The 16,235-nt window shown below is 48.2% G+C and carries 16 protein-coding genes; 8 read left to right on the top strand and 8 right to left on the bottom strand.

Annotated elements, in window-relative coordinates:
* Window positions 1-157 precede the first annotated feature (157 nt).
* A complete protein-coding gene (pruA, locus tag C8N47_RS12180) occupies window positions 158-1,795 on the top strand; it encodes an L-glutamate gamma-semialdehyde dehydrogenase (RefSeq protein ID WP_107822842.1) in 1,638 nt (545 codons plus the stop codon).
* 405 nt (window positions 1,796-2,200) lie between these two features.
* Here the strand turns inward: pruA and C8N47_RS19005 are convergent, their stop codons facing one another.
* Window positions 2,201-2,335, bottom strand: coding sequence for a hypothetical protein (locus tag C8N47_RS19005; RefSeq protein WP_281257088.1), 135 nt, complete (start codon window positions 2,333-2,335; stop codon window positions 2,201-2,203).
* A 1,125-nt stretch (window positions 2,336-3,460) separates the two neighbouring features.
* Between C8N47_RS19005 and C8N47_RS12165 the strand changes: the two genes are divergently transcribed.
* Both C8N47_RS12165 and C8N47_RS12160 read left to right on the top strand, forming a co-directional pair.
* Window positions 3,461-3,760 carry an FtsB family cell division protein gene (locus tag C8N47_RS12165; RefSeq protein ID WP_146161522.1) on the top strand — a complete coding sequence of 100 codons (300 nt, stop codon included), beginning with the start codon at window positions 3,461-3,463 and terminating at the stop codon, window positions 3,758-3,760.
* 138 nt (window positions 3,761-3,898) lie between these two features.
* Window positions 3,899-4,492 (top strand): YqgE/AlgH family protein, encoded by a 594-nt coding sequence (locus tag C8N47_RS12160; RefSeq protein ID WP_107822839.1) that lies wholly within the window; start codon window positions 3,899-3,901, stop codon window positions 4,490-4,492.
* Here C8N47_RS12160 and C8N47_RS12155 read toward each other — a convergent pair.
* Genes C8N47_RS12155 through C8N47_RS12140 form a run of 4 tightly spaced genes read right to left on the bottom strand, consistent with a single transcriptional unit; the run spans window position 4,481 to window position 7,701 of the window.
* A complete protein-coding gene (locus tag C8N47_RS12155; protein ID WP_107822838.1) occupies window positions 4,481-5,299 on the bottom strand; it encodes an aminotransferase class IV in 819 nt (272 codons plus the stop codon). The two genes, C8N47_RS12160 and C8N47_RS12155, sit on opposite strands and share 12 nt — an antisense overlap.
* A gap of 4 nt (window positions 5,300-5,303) precedes the next feature.
* Window positions 5,304-5,909, bottom strand: coding sequence for a rhomboid family intramembrane serine protease (locus tag C8N47_RS12150; RefSeq protein WP_107822837.1), 606 nt, complete (start codon window positions 5,907-5,909; stop codon window positions 5,304-5,306).
* Between the two features lie 2 nt (window positions 5,910-5,911).
* Window positions 5,912-6,913, bottom strand: a complete 1,002-nt coding sequence (gene holA, locus C8N47_RS12145) for a DNA polymerase III subunit delta (RefSeq protein ID WP_107822836.1) — start codon at window positions 6,911-6,913, stop codon at window positions 5,912-5,914.
* Window positions 6,914-6,930: 17 nt separating this feature from the next.
* The gene (locus C8N47_RS12140; protein WP_107822922.1) at window positions 6,931-7,701 is read right to left on the bottom strand and encodes an AMP nucleosidase; all 771 of its coding nucleotides are present in this window, start codon (window positions 7,699-7,701) and stop codon (window positions 6,931-6,933) included.
* Between the two features lie 91 nt (window positions 7,702-7,792).
* Between C8N47_RS12140 and C8N47_RS12135 the strand changes: the two genes are divergently transcribed.
* Window positions 7,793-8,248 carry a type I restriction enzyme HsdR N-terminal domain-containing protein gene (locus tag C8N47_RS12135; protein ID WP_107822835.1) on the top strand — a complete coding sequence of 152 codons (456 nt, stop codon included), beginning with the start codon at window positions 7,793-7,795 and terminating at the stop codon, window positions 8,246-8,248.
* 5 nt (window positions 8,249-8,253) lie between these two features.
* Here C8N47_RS12135 and C8N47_RS12130 read toward each other — a convergent pair whose 3' ends face one another.
* The 3 genes from C8N47_RS12130 to recR all read right to left on the bottom strand — a co-directional run bounded on the left by C8N47_RS12130 (window position 8,254) and on the right by recR (window position 10,698).
* Entirely contained in the window at window positions 8,254-8,781 is a 528-nt protein-coding gene (locus tag C8N47_RS12130) for a GNAT family N-acetyltransferase (RefSeq protein WP_107822834.1), read from the bottom strand.
* A gap of 120 nt (window positions 8,782-8,901) precedes the next feature.
* Window positions 8,902-10,062 carry a glycosyltransferase family 2 protein gene (locus C8N47_RS12125; RefSeq protein WP_107822833.1) on the bottom strand — a complete coding sequence of 387 codons (1,161 nt, stop codon included), beginning with the start codon at window positions 10,060-10,062 and terminating at the stop codon, window positions 8,902-8,904.
* Between the two features lie 9 nt (window positions 10,063-10,071).
* Window positions 10,072-10,698 carry a recombination mediator RecR gene (gene recR, locus C8N47_RS12120; RefSeq protein WP_281257129.1) on the bottom strand — a complete coding sequence of 209 codons (627 nt, stop codon included), beginning with the start codon at window positions 10,696-10,698 and terminating at the stop codon, window positions 10,072-10,074.
* A 122-nt stretch (window positions 10,699-10,820) separates the two neighbouring features.
* Here recR and C8N47_RS12115 point away from each other — a divergent pair, with 122 nt between their 5' ends.
* The 4 genes from C8N47_RS12115 to C8N47_RS12100 all read left to right on the top strand — a co-directional run.
* Complete coding sequence (locus C8N47_RS12115) at window positions 10,821-11,468, top strand: response regulator transcription factor (RefSeq protein ID WP_107822832.1); 648 nt, start codon at window positions 10,821-10,823, stop codon at window positions 11,466-11,468.
* A 211-nt stretch (window positions 11,469-11,679) separates the two neighbouring features.
* Entirely contained in the window at window positions 11,680-12,330 is a 651-nt protein-coding gene (locus C8N47_RS12110; protein WP_146161521.1) for a response regulator transcription factor, read from the top strand.
* A 166-nt stretch (window positions 12,331-12,496) separates the two neighbouring features.
* Entirely contained in the window at window positions 12,497-13,360 is an 864-nt protein-coding gene (locus C8N47_RS12105) for a hypothetical protein (protein WP_107822830.1), read from the top strand.
* A gap of 818 nt (window positions 13,361-14,178) precedes the next feature.
* Window positions 14,179-16,235, top strand: a 2,057-nt coding sequence (locus C8N47_RS12100) for an HYR-like domain-containing protein (protein ID WP_425436633.1), incomplete at its 3' end; no start/stop codon positions are given.

The following is a 16,235-nucleotide window of genomic DNA, read 5'->3' as shown; positions in this document are numbered from 1 at the left end:
AATATAGTAATTTTTGAACGGGCAAGCGGATCGAAGCGTTTTATCTCCCTAATTTCTGAAAGCTGATATTTATTATGGATTAGCTTGGGGGTATTCTTTAGATTTGTTGATCACGGATTAAATGGAGAATACTTATTAAACGATACAAAAGATAACTATGCCAAAAGGAATTTTTAATGTGCCGGTTGCCAAAAACGAACCGGTACGTACTTATGCTCCCGGATCGGGCGAACGAAAAAGTTTACAGGCTAAGCTAGCCGAATTGCGTTCGGTAGAAGTTGAATTACCCATGATTATTGCCGGAAAGGAAGTGACCACGGATCGTCGCCGGCGAATTGCCCCCCCGCATGACCATCAACATACGCTGGGCTATTTTTTTGAAGGAGATTCGTCACATGTGCAGATGGCCATCGATGCCGCGTTAGATGCAAAGAAAGCGTGGGCCGATATGGGCTGGCAACACCGTGCCGCAATTTTCCTGAAAGCCGCCGATTTGCTGGCAGGCCCTTACCGCGACAAAATGAACGCAGCAACCATGCTTGGGCAGTCGAAAAATGCCTTTCAGGCCGAGATTGATGCCGCGTGTGAGCTGGCTGACTTTTTTCGCTATGGGGTGAAATGTATGACTGATATCTACCAGATGCAGCCTGAGTCGTCAGCCGGAATTTGGAATTATAACGAATACCGACCGCTCGAGGGCTTTGTGTTCGCACTCACGCCCTTCAACTTTACCTCCATAGCTGGTAACTTACCCAGTGCACCGGTAATGATGGGCAACGTAGCCGTCTGGAAACCCTCCAATACTTCGGTGTACTCTGCGGCTGTTATTATGGAAATCTTACAGGAAGCCGGCTTGCCCGAGGGGGTCATCAATCTGGTGTATGTGGCGGGGCCGGTGGCCGGAGAGGTGATCTTTAGCCACCCCGATTTTGCGGGAATCCACTTTACCGGGTCAACGGCAGTGTTCCAAAATATCTGGAAAACAATTGGTGAGAATATTTATAAATACAAGGCATACCCGCGCATTGTCGGCGAAACCGGCGGTAAGGACTTTATCTTTGCCGATCCTACAGCCGATCCGCAAGCCCTGGCCGTGGCTATGCTGCGTGGTGCTTTCGAGTACCAGGGGCAAAAATGTTCGGCCGCCTCAAGGGTGTACGTTCCCGAAAGTATCTGGGCTGATGTGCGCGGGCGCTTCGAGAAAATGATGGGCACCGTAAAAATGGGACCCGTTGAAGATTTTACCAATTTTGTAAATGCGGTGATCGACGAAAAATCATTCGATAAGTTGGCCGCCTACATCGAGCGCGCCAAAAGCAGCAAGGATGCTCAGGTCATCTGGGGCGGTAAATGCGATAAGTCGGTCGGTTATTTTATTGAGCCTACCGTTATTTTAGCTGCCAAAGCCGACTACGAAACCATGGTCGACGAACTGTTCGGCCCGGTGTTGACGGTCTATGTATATGAAGATAGAAAGCTTGATGAAACCCTGGCGCTCGTGGATCAAACGTCAATGTATGCGTTAACCGGAGCCATCTTCTCGCAGGATCGCTACAGCATCGAGCGGATGACCAAGCGACTGGAAAACGCAGCCGGTAATTTCTATATTAACGATAAACCAACCGGCGCCGTGGTGGGTCAGCAGCCTTTTGGCGGTGCACGCGGCTCGGGAACAAACGATAAGGCAGGCTCGGTTTTCAATATGTTGCGCTGGACTTCCATCCGCACCGTGAAAGAGACTTTTGTTTCAGCCAAAGAATACGGCTATCCGAATTTCTTGCCCGATCAGGATTAAAAACTTTTTTATGCGATGAAGGAGGTGTTCTTTTGGGGACATCTCCTTTTTTTTGCGCCCTTGAAGGCCGTGTTTTTCTGTGAAAGTCTCTTCGGGTGATGCCTGCGGTAGGCCGGGTTTCCAAACTGCACCGGGGATGTATTGAATAGGGGTCCAGCTTCAACCGGAAGCCAGGCTTCTTTTGTAGCAAACCAGCGCTGATGAGGGTTGCCCCAAAACTGGCTGTTTTTCACTCCTACTTTTGCGCAATTCGGATCTTTTGTCCTACCGGACGGGTTTTCATCTTTGGCTTGCCCCAAAGACGAAACAGAAAACGCAAGGCTTATTTTTATCTTCAGGTGTCAGCTTCCGAAAGCTAAGTTCAGCCGGGTGATCTCCTTCTGTCGGCGGAGCTTCCCGGATTCACTAAGCTTCCGGTTCGCCTCTCACCATCGATAAAAAGTAGGCCGGTCCCGCTCCGAGCGAGCTTCCGTCTTCTCTTAAATGCCTTCTGCTGTCTTCCACCACTTTCATCCCTGTTGGAGATTCCCTCCGAATCATGTAGGTTTTTTCTGTGAAAGTCTACCACGCAAAGACGCTAAGGCGCAACGTCAATAACTGGTTTTCATTAGATGTGGACCGACAACTTTCGACAACCTGACAACTTCGTTGATCTGGGATCTTTCGACAAATGTGACTGAACACTGGGACTGATCACTTTCTTCGTTTCAACTTTCGACTTAAAGCGGATGTTTTTCCCTGTCGGATAGGTTTTCATCTTTCGGTAATGGCTTTAGCCATTCCATTTGGGTAGCACGCAAGTCGACAGGATGGCAGTACCGTCCCGTACGGGACGGAATTTTGAGTATTGTTGCGTTTATCTACCCCAGTAGCATCCCTCCGGGATTGGACTGAGCAGCAGGTTCTCGCGTCACCATCAATAAAAATGGCCGAAATCGCTTCGGTCAGGTTTAGAACGACAACCCGACAACTTTCGACAACTTTCGATAACCTGACAACTTCGTTGATCTGGGATCTTTCGACTGATGCGCCTGTGCCTGCGCCTGCGCCTGCGACTGCGCCTGCGACTGTGACTGCGACTGAGACTGTGACTGCGACTGCGACTGCGACTGCGCCTGTGACTGAGACTGAGACTGAGACTGAGACTGAGACTGAGACTGAGACTGAGACTGCGACTGAGACTGCGACTGAGACTGAGACTGAGACTGAGACTGAGACTGAGACTGAGACTGAGACTGCGACTGAGACTGAGACTGAGACTGAGACTGAGACTGCGACTGCGACTGCGACTGCGACTGCGCCTGTGACTGAGACTGAGACTGCGACTGCGACTGCGACTGAGACTGAGACTGAGACTGAGACTGAGACTGAGACTGCGACTGAGACTGAGACTGAGACTGAGACTGAGACTGAGACTGAGACTGCGACTGCGACTGCGACTGCGACTGCGCCTGTGACTGAGACTGAGACTGCGCCTGAGACTGCGCCTGAGACTGCGCCTGCGCCTGCGACTGCGACTGTGACTGCGACTGAGACTGCGACTTGCCTTCAGCCGTCAGCTGCTCAAGGCGAAGTTCGTCCCGATAGCGCAAGCTGCTGTTTCGCCGGCGAGCTGTTTGTTTTTTCTGCCAGACTACTTACATTTGTTTGAAAGATTTGCAAGCTATGTTGAAAACACCGAAATGGATTCGCGAACAGGTATTCACCAAATGGGGAGTTGTTACCCTGGCCTTTGCCGTTTATATCCTTGTGATCAACGAGCACAATGTGTGGCAACATCTTCAAAATAAATCGAAATTGAAGCAGCTGACGGAGCAGAAAGACCTGCTGCGTGAAAAAATTGAAGCTGACAAAACGAAAATTGAGGAGCTTCAGACCAGTCAGAAGAATCTGGAAAAGTTTGCCCGTGAGCAGTTTCTGATGCACAAACAGGACGAAGATGTGTTTGTAGTGGTCGAGAAGTGAACCCCAAATCCGCTTTCCCCGAGGCTCCCGTTTTTCGGGCAAGGCAGGCTGAAGACCTGAAACTGCAATAAATTCCCGAATTCCGTTTCCTCAGCTATTTGATATATCAAAGATTTTTCTTTAAATTGATATCAAATTATGAAGCTGAATATCAACATATTTAAAATTGAGACCAACCATGTGGCTCCGCAAAAGGGACGGATTTTGATTGCCGAGCCGTTTTTGCCGGGCAGCTATTTTAACCGAGCGGTCATTTTGTTGGTCGCTTACAGCGACAAAGGAGCGGTTGGATTCATTTTAAATAAAAAGGTTGATTATCCAATAAATCAGATTATTCCCGACTTTCCCGATTTCGATGCCGATGTGTATGTTGGCGGACCGGTAAGTACCGATTCCATCTATTTTATCCACTCGCTGGGAACCGAAATTTCCGGAAGCATCCACATTAAAGACGATCTGTACTGGGGCGGCGACTTCGAAGAGCTGAAAAGCAAGATCCGCCTGGGGATGGTAAAACCCGGTGATGTGCGCTTCTTTATGGGCTACTCGGGCTGGGATCACGGACAACTGGAAGAGGAACTGGCCGAAAATAGTTGGTTGGTGACCGATATTGACCAGCAAGCCGTGATGGGCGAGGAGTCCAAGAAGCAAATGTGGCTCAACATCGTGAAAGGAATCGGTGGAAAATATCTGATGTGGGAACACTTTCCCGAAAACCCGTCAATGAATTAATAGCCGCTCAAAGCCGTTGGCGATCTGCTGACTGTACCTCCGGTAAAAACGTTTCATGCCGAAACCTCTCACGTATTGCACCCCATCGGTGTCGTTCGCAATAAAAGCCTCGTCAACATCCTGGATGTCATCTTCGTAGATCTGGTCGAGCTCATGAAGCGCAAAGCCGATTTGCTCACAAAGCTGGGCGATAACCCGTTTGGCGGGATTGATGTAACAACCGGATCCGGGAGAGGGCGTGTACAGCTGTTTGTTTTTGATAAAGTAAATATTGGCGCCTGGTGTTTCCAGTAGGCTGTGCTTGGTGTTGGTAATCAGTGGTATGTTTCCGCTTTGGCGGCTGTGCGCACGCGCTATTGTCCATATCGGCTCCGAGCCCAGCTGCAAGGCCGACAGGGGAGAGTCGGACTTCTGGAACTGGCGGAACAATTCCAGCTGATAGCCATCCGGATTTTGGACGAACGAGGATTCCCGATGCGGGTTGATTTCAATGAGGTAGCCTACCGTTCCTTCATTAAAGAGAAAACTAATTCGGATGGTTGCTCCCTTGAAACAGCGGTTTTTATGGATGGCTCTTTCAATCTGTCGCCGGAGATCTTTGCCTTCGTGAGCTAAAAAATCGGGTTCATCAATTTTGAATATCTTAAAATGTAACTTCCATAATCGAAGATGATCCTCCCAAAAGGGCATCTGGCTTTTCAACATACGCAGCTGATCGGTAAACAGCAGATGTTGCAGTTTGCCGGCCGTGAGAACCGGTTCCCCGCAAGGGTGAAGCTTTTTGTTGTATAGGATGAACTGCCCCATCGATTTAGATCACACCAAACAGCCGGTCGACAAAATGCTGAAAGTAGTTTGCATTTAATAAGATCGGATAAATGAAGCCGAACAGAGCCCCCAGGAAGTGCGCATCGTGGGCAATATTATCGTTCTGCTTGCGGCTCATGTAGTACGAATAGGCCAGGTATAACAAGGCGAAAACAATTCCCGGAATGGGTAGGATCCCAAAGAAATAAATCTTGTTCCAGGGATCGAAAAAAATGGCGGCAAATAAAACTGCCGAGACAGCACCAGAAGCACCCACGGCGTTGTAGTAGAAGTTATTGCGGTGTTTGTACAGCGCATAGATATTGGAAACAAGCATTCCCCCAAAATATAAAAGCAGAAAATAGGCATTGGCCATTCGTCCGAACACGAAGAAATACTGCTCGATGGCCCGGCCAAACGAATACAGAACAATCATGTTCACGATCAGGTGCTCCCAGTTGGCATGGACAAAACCATGTGTCACCAGCCGGTAATATTGGTGTTGATGAACAATTTTACTGGCGTTAAACTGAAGCTTGTCCAGCAGCGCAGGTTTGCCAAATGCCGCAATCGATATCAGACAGGTGATGACAATCAGGATTGTAGTCATATTTAATCGTGTAATATTTTATAAATTAATTCTTTCTGGAGATCGCCGGCGCTCGACGATACATTGCCAAGCCCTTTTGATTTCATGTCGAACTCGCGCAGGGTTCCAATAATTGCAACCAGCTTGCGGATCGGATATTGCCTGGCGGCGGCAATATAGTCTTTCACAAAATACGAATTCACGCCCAGTTTCGATGCCGCTGCTGTCGGCGATTTGTCGTCCAGAAAATGAAAGGTGAGCAGCTTCATGAAAAACTGATAAAGGCTCGAGATCGTGCGCGGAAGCGGATTGGCATTCGGATTGGCCGCAAAGTGGTTGATAATCTGATTGCTTTTCAGAATATTGCGCTGCCCCAGCGCATTCTGGAGCTCAAAAATATTATAGTCTTTACTGATCCCGATATTTTTTTCAATATGGTCGGCGGTAATCTGGGTTTTCGCCGGCAGGCTGATGATTAACTTTTCCAGCTCGTTGGACACCTTGCTCAGGTCGCTTCCCAGGTATTCGGCCAGCAGCTGCGCCGCTTGCGGAACAATGGTGAAGCTGCGGTTAGCCAGGTAGCTTTTGATCCAGTCGGGGAGCTTATTGTCGTAAATGCGCTTCGACTCAAACAAAACACCGTTTTTGTCCACCAGCTTGCTGAAGCTTTTGCGTTTATCCAGGCTTTTGTACTTGTAGTTGATCACCAGAATGGTCGATTGAAGCGGATTCTTGATATAGGCTTCCAACTCCTCAATTTTTTTGATGTTCTGCGCTTCTCGGACAACAACAACCTGGTGGCTGGCCATCATCGGGAAACGGCGCGCGTAGGTAATAATCGTATCAATGTCGGTGTCTTTACCATATAAAATGTGCTGGTTGAAGCCTTTTTCAGCATCGGTCAGTACATGTTCGGTAATATAGTCCGAAATCTGATCGATGAAATAGCTTTCTTCGCCCATCAAAAAATAAACGGGACGATATTCTTTTTTCTTGAGCGCAGTCAGAATTTGGTCAAAGGTCATGTCGGGGCATTAAAAGATTAAAATTTCAGGTGTTTTACCGATCGGCCGTTGGTTTTGATCTCCACCAAGGCGTCGATGCCGGTTTTAATGTGCATCTCCACAAATTCGGAGGTTACCTTTTTATCGCTGGCATCGGTCTTAATGCCGGTCGAAATCATGGGTTGATCCGAAACCAACAGCAAGGCACCTGTCGGAATTTTATTGGCAAAGCCAACGGTGAAAATCGTTGCTGTTTCCATATCAATAGCCATGGCTCTGGTTTTCTTCAGGTATTTCTTGAAGCGTTCGTCGAACTCCCAAACCCGCCGGTTGGTCGTGTACACCACCCCTGTCCAGTAATCTTTTTGGTTTTCGCGGACGGCTGTCGATACTGCCCGCTGCAGGGTAAAGGCCGGAAGGGCCGGCACTTCGGCGGGCAGGTAGTCGTTCGAGGTTCCTTCGCTGCGGATGGCCGCAATAGGCAGGATGAGGTCGCCGAGTTTGTTCTTTGCTTTCAGTCCGCCACATTTGCCCAGAAAGAGTACTGCTTTGGGCGTAATTGCACTTAACAAATCCATGACGGTTGCCGCATTGGGGCTGCCCATGCCAAAGTTGATAATGGTCATGTCGTCGTAGCTGGCACTCGGCATATTCTTGTTTTCCCCTTCAACCGGAACGTCAAATCGTTTGGCAAACATCTCAACATACAACTGAAAGTTGGTTAAAATGATATATTCGCCAAATTCTTCAAGTGCTTTGCCGGTGTAGCGGGGAAGCCAATTGTCCACAATCTCTTTCTTTGTCTTCATCTGCAATTGATATATTTGTACCTGATTCTGTATGTTTGCCGCGACCGCAAAGCCGGCAGCTTGACAAAAATACAACTTTGCATACTTTAAAATGTTCAAACAGCTAAATTTACCCACTTATTCCTTCCGCACCCGTCAGCAAGACTCGAAAGTTCAGATTTTTGACGATATCCGCAAGCGCTTTCTGGTGCTGACACCTGAAGAGTGGGTGCGTCAGAACTTTATTCGTTATCTGGTTGAAGAAAAGAACTTCCCGGCATCGCTCATGGCGATCGAAACCGGCTTGAAGCTGAACAAAAACCAGTTCCGGGCCGACCTTTTGGTCTACTCCAAGGCCGGGAAACCACTGATGATTGTCGAGTTTAAAGCCCCCGAAGTGAAAATCACCCAAAAAGCGTTCGACCAGATTGCCCGCTACAACCTCACCTTTATGGTTCCCTATCTGATTGTCTCCAACGGGATGAACCATTATTGTTGCCAGGTTGATTTCGAAGCGCGTAATTACCGGTTCTTTAAAGACATTCCGGCATACAGCGACTTGCTTTAAACGGATTACAAAATACGCTGATAGATATGCTCGTCAATTCGTCCGGCTGGACTGTTCAGCCAATCTTTTTTCGTTCCCGAAAGGCTGAATCCGCATTTCTCGAATAAGCCCATACTCGCCGGATTATTTGCCCCAATGTTGGCATAAAGCTGATGCAGCCCGAGTGTTTCTTTGGCGTAGCGGCACATCAGCTGCAAGGCATCGGCAGCATACCCTTTTTGCCGGTTGGCTGGCGAATAAATTAAAATACCAATGCCGGCGCGTTGATGAAAAGGATCGAAATCGAACAGATCAATCGCTCCGACCGCAATCGCTTCTTCTGCTTCAATAATTAAGCGCAACTGCTTTGTCTCGTAAATATCACGATGCGATTCTTCCAGATATTGTTTCAAAATGAAGCGCGAAAACGGAGCTTGGGTGTTGCTGACTTGCCATAGCGAGCTGTCGTTCTCCCATTGGTATAAAAGCTCTAAATCCTCTGGCTCCAGCGGACGAAGATTGATTTTTCCAAAATGAAGTTGATTATTCGGCATGCGGTGTTTTTAGGCGTTAAGGATATATTCACAACCAAAGGTCGCGATTTTTTTGCAATTCGGGCAAACAGCAGGTCTGTTGCGCGGGCGAAACTGTGTTGGCGGGGCAGCTGTGCCCTTTTACAGGCCGACGATTTTAAAATGGATGTTTGATCTGCAAAGGCGATCCATCGTTTGAATAATGAGCGTGGCCGAAACGGAATTCAGGTCGAAGATGAGGACGTCCGGGGCAAAGGCTTCAACTGCCCGGGCTGTTTGTTCCAGCTTCTCCGGTGCCATAAGCTCGAGGGGCTGATAGCGGGTGGGCGAGTTGTTCAGCATCTTTTGGCAAGCCCCGAATCGCTCGCGAGCAGCAATAAGCAGTGCTCGTTTCGGGCTGCCTGTTCCGAAAGGTGGGCGCAAGCGCTGCAGCGGGCTGACCATTACGCCTGCTATCCGGCTAAGAACCGATAGGAGCGCCCGGAAATAAACCGCGAGCTTAATCAGGATTTTAAACAGCCCGTTATGTTGACCCGAAAAGTGCTTGTTGGCAAAAATCAGCATGGCTTTGTAGAATAACACAACATAGTTGAGGCTGCCCCGACGGGTACTTTCGCCTTTATAGTGTAAAATGTTTGTTTCCGGAAAATAGTAATTCTGAAAGCCACACTGCCCAATCCGGAAGGATAGGTCAATATCTTCGCCATACATGAAAAAGCTTTCGTCGAGCAAGCCTGCCTGGTCGATGGCCCTGCGGCGCATAAACATAAAAGCGCCGGCCAAAACATCAATCGGGCAGGTTTTGTCGTTGGGTAAATGGCCCAGGTAATAACCGGCGAACCGTCGTGAGCCGGGAAAGAGTCTGGTTAAACCGAAGATCTTGCAAAAGGCCACCCAGGGGGTTGGCAGCCCCCGTTTCGACTCGGGCAGGTAGTGCCCGCCACCATCAATCATGCGCACCCCCAGGGCTCCGGCATCGGGGTGGCGATCCATAAAATCGATACACCGATCGAAGCAATCTTCCGGAACCAAAGTGTCCGGATTCAACAAAAGCAAGTATTCCCCGCGAGCGATTCGCAGGGCACGGTTGTTGGCTTTCGAAAAGCCTTCGTTCAGCTTGTTGGCCAGCAGGCGAACCTGCGGAAATTTCTCCTGAATCATGGTGCACGACTCGTCAGCCGAAGCATTGTCAACAACAATAATTTCGCCTTCAATAGCTTGCATAGCACGCTCAACTGAAAGCAGGCATTGCTCCAGCAAGGTTTTAACATTGTAATTGACAATAATAACGGATAGCTTCATCGTGGGGGGCTATTGCGAAAGCGAGCTTTCAAAATCCAGTCGGTTTTTAATGGATCGTGCCAGGGTGAGCTCATCGGCATACTCCAACTCATCGCCAATGGAAACACCCCGCGCCAGGGTCGAAATTTTAACATCCAGCTCTTTCAGTTTCTTATAAATATAGAAGTTGGTGGTATCACCTTCCATGGTGGTGCTTAATGCTAAGATCACCTCACTCACTTGCCCTTCCCGAACCCGGGAAACCAGCGAGTTAATCTCCAGATCGGATGGACCAATGCCATCCATGGGCGAAATAATTCCTCCCAGCACATGGTACAAACCAATATACTGGCGGGTATTTTCAATGGCCATCACATCGCGAATGGTTTCCACAACGCAGATAATTTCACCGGTACGCTCGGGCTGGCTGCAGATGTTGCAAATGTCGTGGTCCGAGATGTTGTGACAGACCTTGCAGTGTTTGATCTCGGTGCGGGCCTGGATGATACTGTTGCCAAAAAGTTCAACATCATTTTTCTCCTGCTTCAGCAAATGCAAAACCAGACGCAAGGCCGTTTTACGTCCGATTCCCGGGAGTTTCGAAAATTCATTAACGGCATTTTCCAGTAAGCGCGAGGGAAATTTCTCGATCATCATAGCACATATCCGGTTAAAGTTGAGCCCAAAATTAACAGTTGAAATCAAATTCAGACTACGAAGCTCGAATTTTATCGGCTGAAGTGATTGACAATCTGCATAAAATGCTGTAAATTATACTTGTGAAAAGAGAGATCGTGATTGTGGGAGACTACCACATCCTTAGAACCGGCCTAAAATTACTACTTGAGAGCAAAGAGGAATTTGATGTGGTTGGTGAAGCAGCCGATTTAAAAGGGCTCATTGCATGTATGGAAAACTCGCTTCCCGATGTTATAATGCTCGATCTGGTGCTTCCCGAAGGAGTTGTTGTCGATATGCTGAAGTATCTTCAGCGTGCATACAGTCGCATACCGGTCGTGGTTATTGCTGTTAATGCCAGTCAGGGGGCAGTGCTCGATTGTGTGATGTGGGGGGTGAAAGGTGTGGTCTGGAAGGAAAGCTCCGAAGAGGATTTATACCAGGCGCTGGATATTGTGATGGCCGGCGAAAACTATTTTCAGATGCCTCCAAACGGAATCGACACCCAGCTGATCAACCAGTTCGAACGGGTGCAAACCCTGCAAAGCGAATTAGCCATGCTGAGCCAGCGCGAACTGCAAGTCTTAAAACTCATTGCTGAAGGTTTCTCGTACAAAGAAATCGGCGAACGACTCTCGATTAGCCCCCGAACTGTTGAGACCCATAAAAGTAATTTGCTCTCCAAGCTGAATATGAACACACCTATCGACCTGGTGAAATATGCTGTGCGGTCGAAACTCGTTGATTAGTGTTCGCTTACCCTCCTTTTTTACCGCTTACAAATAATACGGGATTTCACGGATAAGAATACGGAATTTTACGGATTGATTTCCGCCGACTGTATGTCGTAACTTGCAGATCCTTACAGATGGAAAAACCAAATTTGAGCTGCCCTTTAGTGAGTCATCCAAACAAACAAGGTTGGATTTGCGGGAAACTTTAGTCGTGGGAGGGTATACAATGAAGCAGCCTGTTAAAATTGCAATATTCGAGAATTACAGCTTGTTTAATTCCGGGTTGAGGTCGATGCTTTCGGATCAGGATCAGTTTGAAATTACAGGGATAAGCAGTAAGGTCGCCGACCTGATGGTGCAAATTCGAAAGAATATGCCAGATGTGCTTTTGTTCGACATCTTACATACCGATGGCGCCGGCAGTAGTATGTTGAAAAAAATTATTCGCAAGTTTCCGGAGCTCCCGGTGGTAATTATGACCAGCATGCAGTTTTCCGACTGCTTTGCCGATCTGGTGAAATTGGGCGTTCGCGGTTTTGTTTTTGAAAATGAAACCCCCGACGACTTGCGAAAAGCACTTCGGAAGGTAACCTCCGGAACCAATTATATCCCCGCCGAGATGCAAAAATGGCTGAAAGATGTGTCTCCCGCCAAAGCAGTTCGGCCCGGGGCCAGCCGCCGGAATATTCTCACCGAGCGCGAAATTTCTATCCTGAAACTTTTTTGTCAGGGCTTGACCTACAAGGAAATTGGTAAGCAGCTGTTTATCAGTCCGCGGACGGTGGAAACTCACAAGAAGAACATTCTGACTAAACTTCGCCTAAAATCAACAGCCGAAATGGTCAAGTATGCCTTCCACAATCGCCTGATCATCTGAGCCCCGAATATCCGTAAAATCCCTGATTGAATATCCTTGGGGAAGTCACTAACTTTCATTCAGACAATTTAAATGAATAAGCTCTTTGAAAATTCGTAGTCGACGGCTACAGGTTGCGATCAATGGTCTTACTGTCGTTTTTGTCGAAAAAGTCAATATCGAAGTTATGAAGCAGGAAAAGATAGTGTTGAATTTAGAGGAGTTGATAATGGTGGAAGAACCATACAACATTTTGCAGGATCTGGAAGTGCAGGACGATGGCAGTATTCGGGCAACCGTGGTGAACGAATATATCGACCGCGACGAAGGCGGCCCGATGGGCGGCGGCGAGTGCGGCCGGCACCTGGCCATCCTGGGATCGATCGTTCTGGCTCACGCTTACAATCATAAAAAGCGCCACTATTACCTGGCCGTTCATGCACTGCTAAGCCGGAAGAGCGATCAGGTATTTGCGGCCGAAGAGCTTCTGTTGACCGCCAAGCCAACACTCATGGAAAAGCGAAAAGGAACCGTTTATGGCGAACTGCTGAGCGCTGACAACGAAGTGATTTTTACCGCCGAGGTGGAGTACCTGGTGATGAGTCCGGCGGTGTTTACGAAATTCTACGGTAAATACCAGGTCGACACCCCCGTTCACAATGGCGTGAGCCCCTATATTAACCGGCGCCACTTGTCCGACATCACCCTGAACGGTGAGCGTGCTACCGGCGAGTTTGGCATTGTGCAGGCCAGCGAGTGCGAAGGACATTTCCGAAACTATCCGGCATTGCCGGTAGCCTTAATCGGAAACCTCTTTGGGGAGCTCGGCTTCGCGCTTTTTAAACACAATGTGCCGGGGTTCAAGCGAATTATCAGTCCGCGAACATCAATCCGTGCCTACCGGCTGGCTTTTACCGGGGAGCATGTTCGCTTTGTGGGGCGTATTAGTAAATACATTTCCGACGATACAATCCAGGTTACTGCCGAAGCCAAAGTAGGCGACGAAATTGTATCGAATGTCGAGTTTGAATTACGTGGCGTAAATCCGTAATAGGCCGGATGTGCCTTGACGAATTGGAAGCCCGTCGGTGTGGTAGACTATACCCGTCGCCAGCTCCCTTTGATATTCTCTCCTGGCCGGGATCTATCCCTGCAATTGGTGAGCTTGTTTTTCCTGCCGGTCAGGCAAAACGACCAGTGTGGATAAGAATAATTAAGAATAGATGATTCACCATGTCTGAGTCGGTAAGCTGCTTTTCGAAACTCCTTCTTCTCTTCTGTTCCCACTTGTAAAGAAAGCCTTAATCCGACAAATTATAGCCTTCGATAGCCTCAGGTGATGGCTGTTTTGTTGTTGGAGGGTAGCTTAAGGCACGTTAAAACAGCTTGTTGATTGATTCGTGTTCCAGGCTTGTTGCTCCTGTCTTCCAAGTTGAGTCATTCGAAATCCGATCGATATTTACTTCTCTTCTTCTGACTCGTAGATCTTTCATTGTTGGAGCCTGTCGCCTGGAGTTGGTAGTCTAAATGTTAAATGAAGAAGTTGTTTCTGCAAAATATCCGTAAAATTCCTGATTGAACTGTGATTTTATTTCCCCTAACTTTTTTTTGAATTTCTCGGAGGCCATCAGCCCCGACACTCTCTACTGTGATTCCCTGTTTTGAAGGGAATTTCTATATACGAATGGTGATGTTTGCAAGCTGCTTTAAGTCAGCGAAAAAGATGCTTTCGAACGGCGGTTTTTGCAAGCAGGTAAAATCTAAATTCAAATAATTATGAACGACTTTGACCTCGCTTCTTTTATGAAAAGAAAAGGTTGTTGGTGTTGGCATTGCTGCCTTATGCTTGCGATGCTGACATTCTTATGTGTGCCACAATTTGTTCAGGCTCAACCCGGAAATATTCAGGGGATTGCGCCGGTTATGGCACCGACGAACGGTACGGCGATCGATGGAAACGCTTACGCCAATCATGTCTTCACGTTGATTGATAATACCTCCGGGTTTCCCCAGAACTATGGGACTGCCGGAGATATTTTTTATTGGGAACAGGTGTATCCCGGTGACGGCGGTGGTGTATTCGATATTCTTCCGATAGCCACTCCTCCTTATTTCGATGTGTCGGAACACAGTTATCCCGGAGTGGATGATTACACGGTGGTCCGGTACATTGATGATATTACCAACAAAGATCCGACGATTTTCCTGGGTCGGAATAAGATTAACGATAATCCGAACACGTATGAATGGGGCGTCGGCTCGAATCCGAATAAAAACGAGATTCAAAATGCCGGGGTCATCTTTACCCGAGGTAATCCCGAAATACAAGGGATTAATGGGGAGTATGGCGATCCCAATGACTTATGGGTGTCTTGGGCTGCCGACCGCGAAGTAACCAACGGTAGTAGTTATATCGACTTCGAGTTTCTGCAAAAGCCATTTTATATGGATACGCTGGGACAGGACAATGCTGGCTACTATTACGGAAAATTTTACAGCGAAGCCGATCCGGCAACGGGAGGGCGAACTCCCGGCGATATTTTGGTAACCGTTGAATTTACCAATGGCGGACCCGTAGCCAACGTAATTGTGCTGATCTGGACGCAAGTGGGCGATACATACCAGTACGTCCATTATACCGACTATCCGCACGGAACAATTTTGGCTACGGTTAATACCGAAAAGACCTATGTCCATTTTCCGGCTTTTGGAAATCAGGAAGAGGTGAGTTTGCCCGGAACAAACGGAGGTCCGGGCTATACCGGTATGTTGCCCTATTATGATATTAACCAGTGGTGTGAAGGTGCCATAAATTTGAGTGCCTTCTTCGATGAGGTCATCAATCCTTGCTTCGGTATTGCCACCGTATTTACACGTACCCGGACTTCAGGTGAGTCTGCAACAGCTGAGCTGAAAGACTTCCCCGGCCCGCCCGCACAAGTAAGCGTATTGAAGAATCCTCCGGTTGTGGAGTGCCCCGGCAATGTAGAATATGAGCCGTGTACCGAACTCAATCTGGAACAGGAATGGGACGACTGGAGAACCTCCTTTAAACTGGTGGAAGGAACAGGTAATGATTTTGCAGAGGTTTCAATAACTCAAGGCGACACACCGCTGCCTGAAGATCTTCCATCAAACGTTTCCTGTGGCTTTACCGTAACTCACTGGATCAAAGCGGTGGATTATTGCGGCGATATGGATTCCTGTAGTGCAACCTTTACGGTGCTGCCGGATGAAGTGGCACCAGAGTTAACAGTACCTGAAGATGTAACCGTAGAGTGTGATGCAGTTCCAACAGTTGGTACTGCGAGTGCTACGGATAACTGCAACGGAGAGGTAGCTGTTGAATATGTAGGTGAGGAAATTATAGGAACTGATTGTCCTAGCGTATATACTATTGTCCGTACTTGGACTGCGACCGATGCATGTGGTAACAGTGTTAGTGCATCTCAAACAATTAGTGTTGTAGATACCACCGCACCGGTATTGACCTTACCAGCCGATATCCGCTTCGAATGTGAAATGGGCGATGCGGGAATGGCAACCGCGGAGGATAACTGCGACGGCATGCTTGAACCAAGCTACAGCGACGATCTGTCCGGATTGGATAACTGCGGCTTTGGCGATGTACTGAGAACCTGGATCGTAACAGACTGCGCGGGTAACACCAGCAGCGATGTACAGACCATCACAATCTATGATGATACCGCACCGGTATTGACCTTACCAGCCGATATCCGCTTCGAATGTGAAATGGGCGATGCGGGAATGGCAACCGCGGAGGATAACTGCGACGGCATGCTTGAACCAAGCTACAGCGACGATCTGTCGGGATTGGATAACTGCGGCTTTGGCGATATCCTGAGAACCTGGACCGTAACAGACTGCGCGGGTAACACCAGCAGCGATGTACAGACCATCACAAT

The sequence above is a fragment of the Mangrovibacterium marinum genome (assembly GCF_003046625.1).
GTDB lineage: Bacteria > Bacteroidota > Bacteroidia > Bacteroidales > Prolixibacteraceae > Mangrovibacterium > Mangrovibacterium marinum.
The sequence above is the reverse complement of the archived record's forward strand: the minus strand, read 5'-3'. Positions and strand labels throughout refer to the sequence as shown.

Coding starts and splice junctions, on each gene's coding strand:
- pruA (WP_107822842.1), top strand. CDS start 158: ATGCCAAAAGGAATTTTTAATGTGCCGGTTGCCAAAAACGAACCGGTA.
- C8N47_RS19005 (WP_281257088.1), bottom strand. CDS start 2,335: ATGATTCGGAGGGAATCTCCAACAGGGATGAAAGTGGTGGAAGACAGC.
- C8N47_RS12165 (WP_146161522.1), top strand. CDS start 3,461: ATGTTGAAAACACCGAAATGGATTCGCGAACAGGTATTCACCAAATGG.
- C8N47_RS12160 (WP_107822839.1), top strand. CDS start 3,899: ATGAAGCTGAATATCAACATATTTAAAATTGAGACCAACCATGTGGCT.
- C8N47_RS12155 (WP_107822838.1), bottom strand. CDS start 5,299: ATGGGGCAGTTCATCCTATACAACAAAAAGCTTCACCCTTGCGGGGAA.
- C8N47_RS12150 (WP_107822837.1), bottom strand. CDS start 5,909: ATGACTACAATCCTGATTGTCATCACCTGTCTGATATCGATTGCGGCA.
- holA (WP_107822836.1), bottom strand. CDS start 6,913: ATGACCTTTGACCAAATTCTGACTGCGCTCAAGAAAAAAGAATATCGT.
- C8N47_RS12140 (WP_107822922.1), bottom strand. CDS start 7,701: ATGAAGACAAAGAAAGAGATTGTGGACAATTGGCTTCCCCGCTACACC.
- C8N47_RS12135 (WP_107822835.1), top strand. CDS start 7,793: ATGTTCAAACAGCTAAATTTACCCACTTATTCCTTCCGCACCCGTCAG.
- C8N47_RS12130 (WP_107822834.1), bottom strand. CDS start 8,781: ATGCCGAATAATCAACTTCATTTTGGAAAAATCAATCTTCGTCCGCTG.
- C8N47_RS12125 (WP_107822833.1), bottom strand. CDS start 10,062: ATGAAGCTATCCGTTATTATTGTCAATTACAATGTTAAAACCTTGCTG.
- recR (WP_281257129.1), bottom strand. CDS start 10,698: ATGATGATCGAGAAATTTCCCTCGCGCTTACTGGAAAATGCCGTTAAT.
- C8N47_RS12110 (WP_146161521.1), top strand. CDS start 11,680: ATGAAGCAGCCTGTTAAAATTGCAATATTCGAGAATTACAGCTTGTTT.
- C8N47_RS12105 (WP_107822830.1), top strand. CDS start 12,497: ATGAAGCAGGAAAAGATAGTGTTGAATTTAGAGGAGTTGATAATGGTG.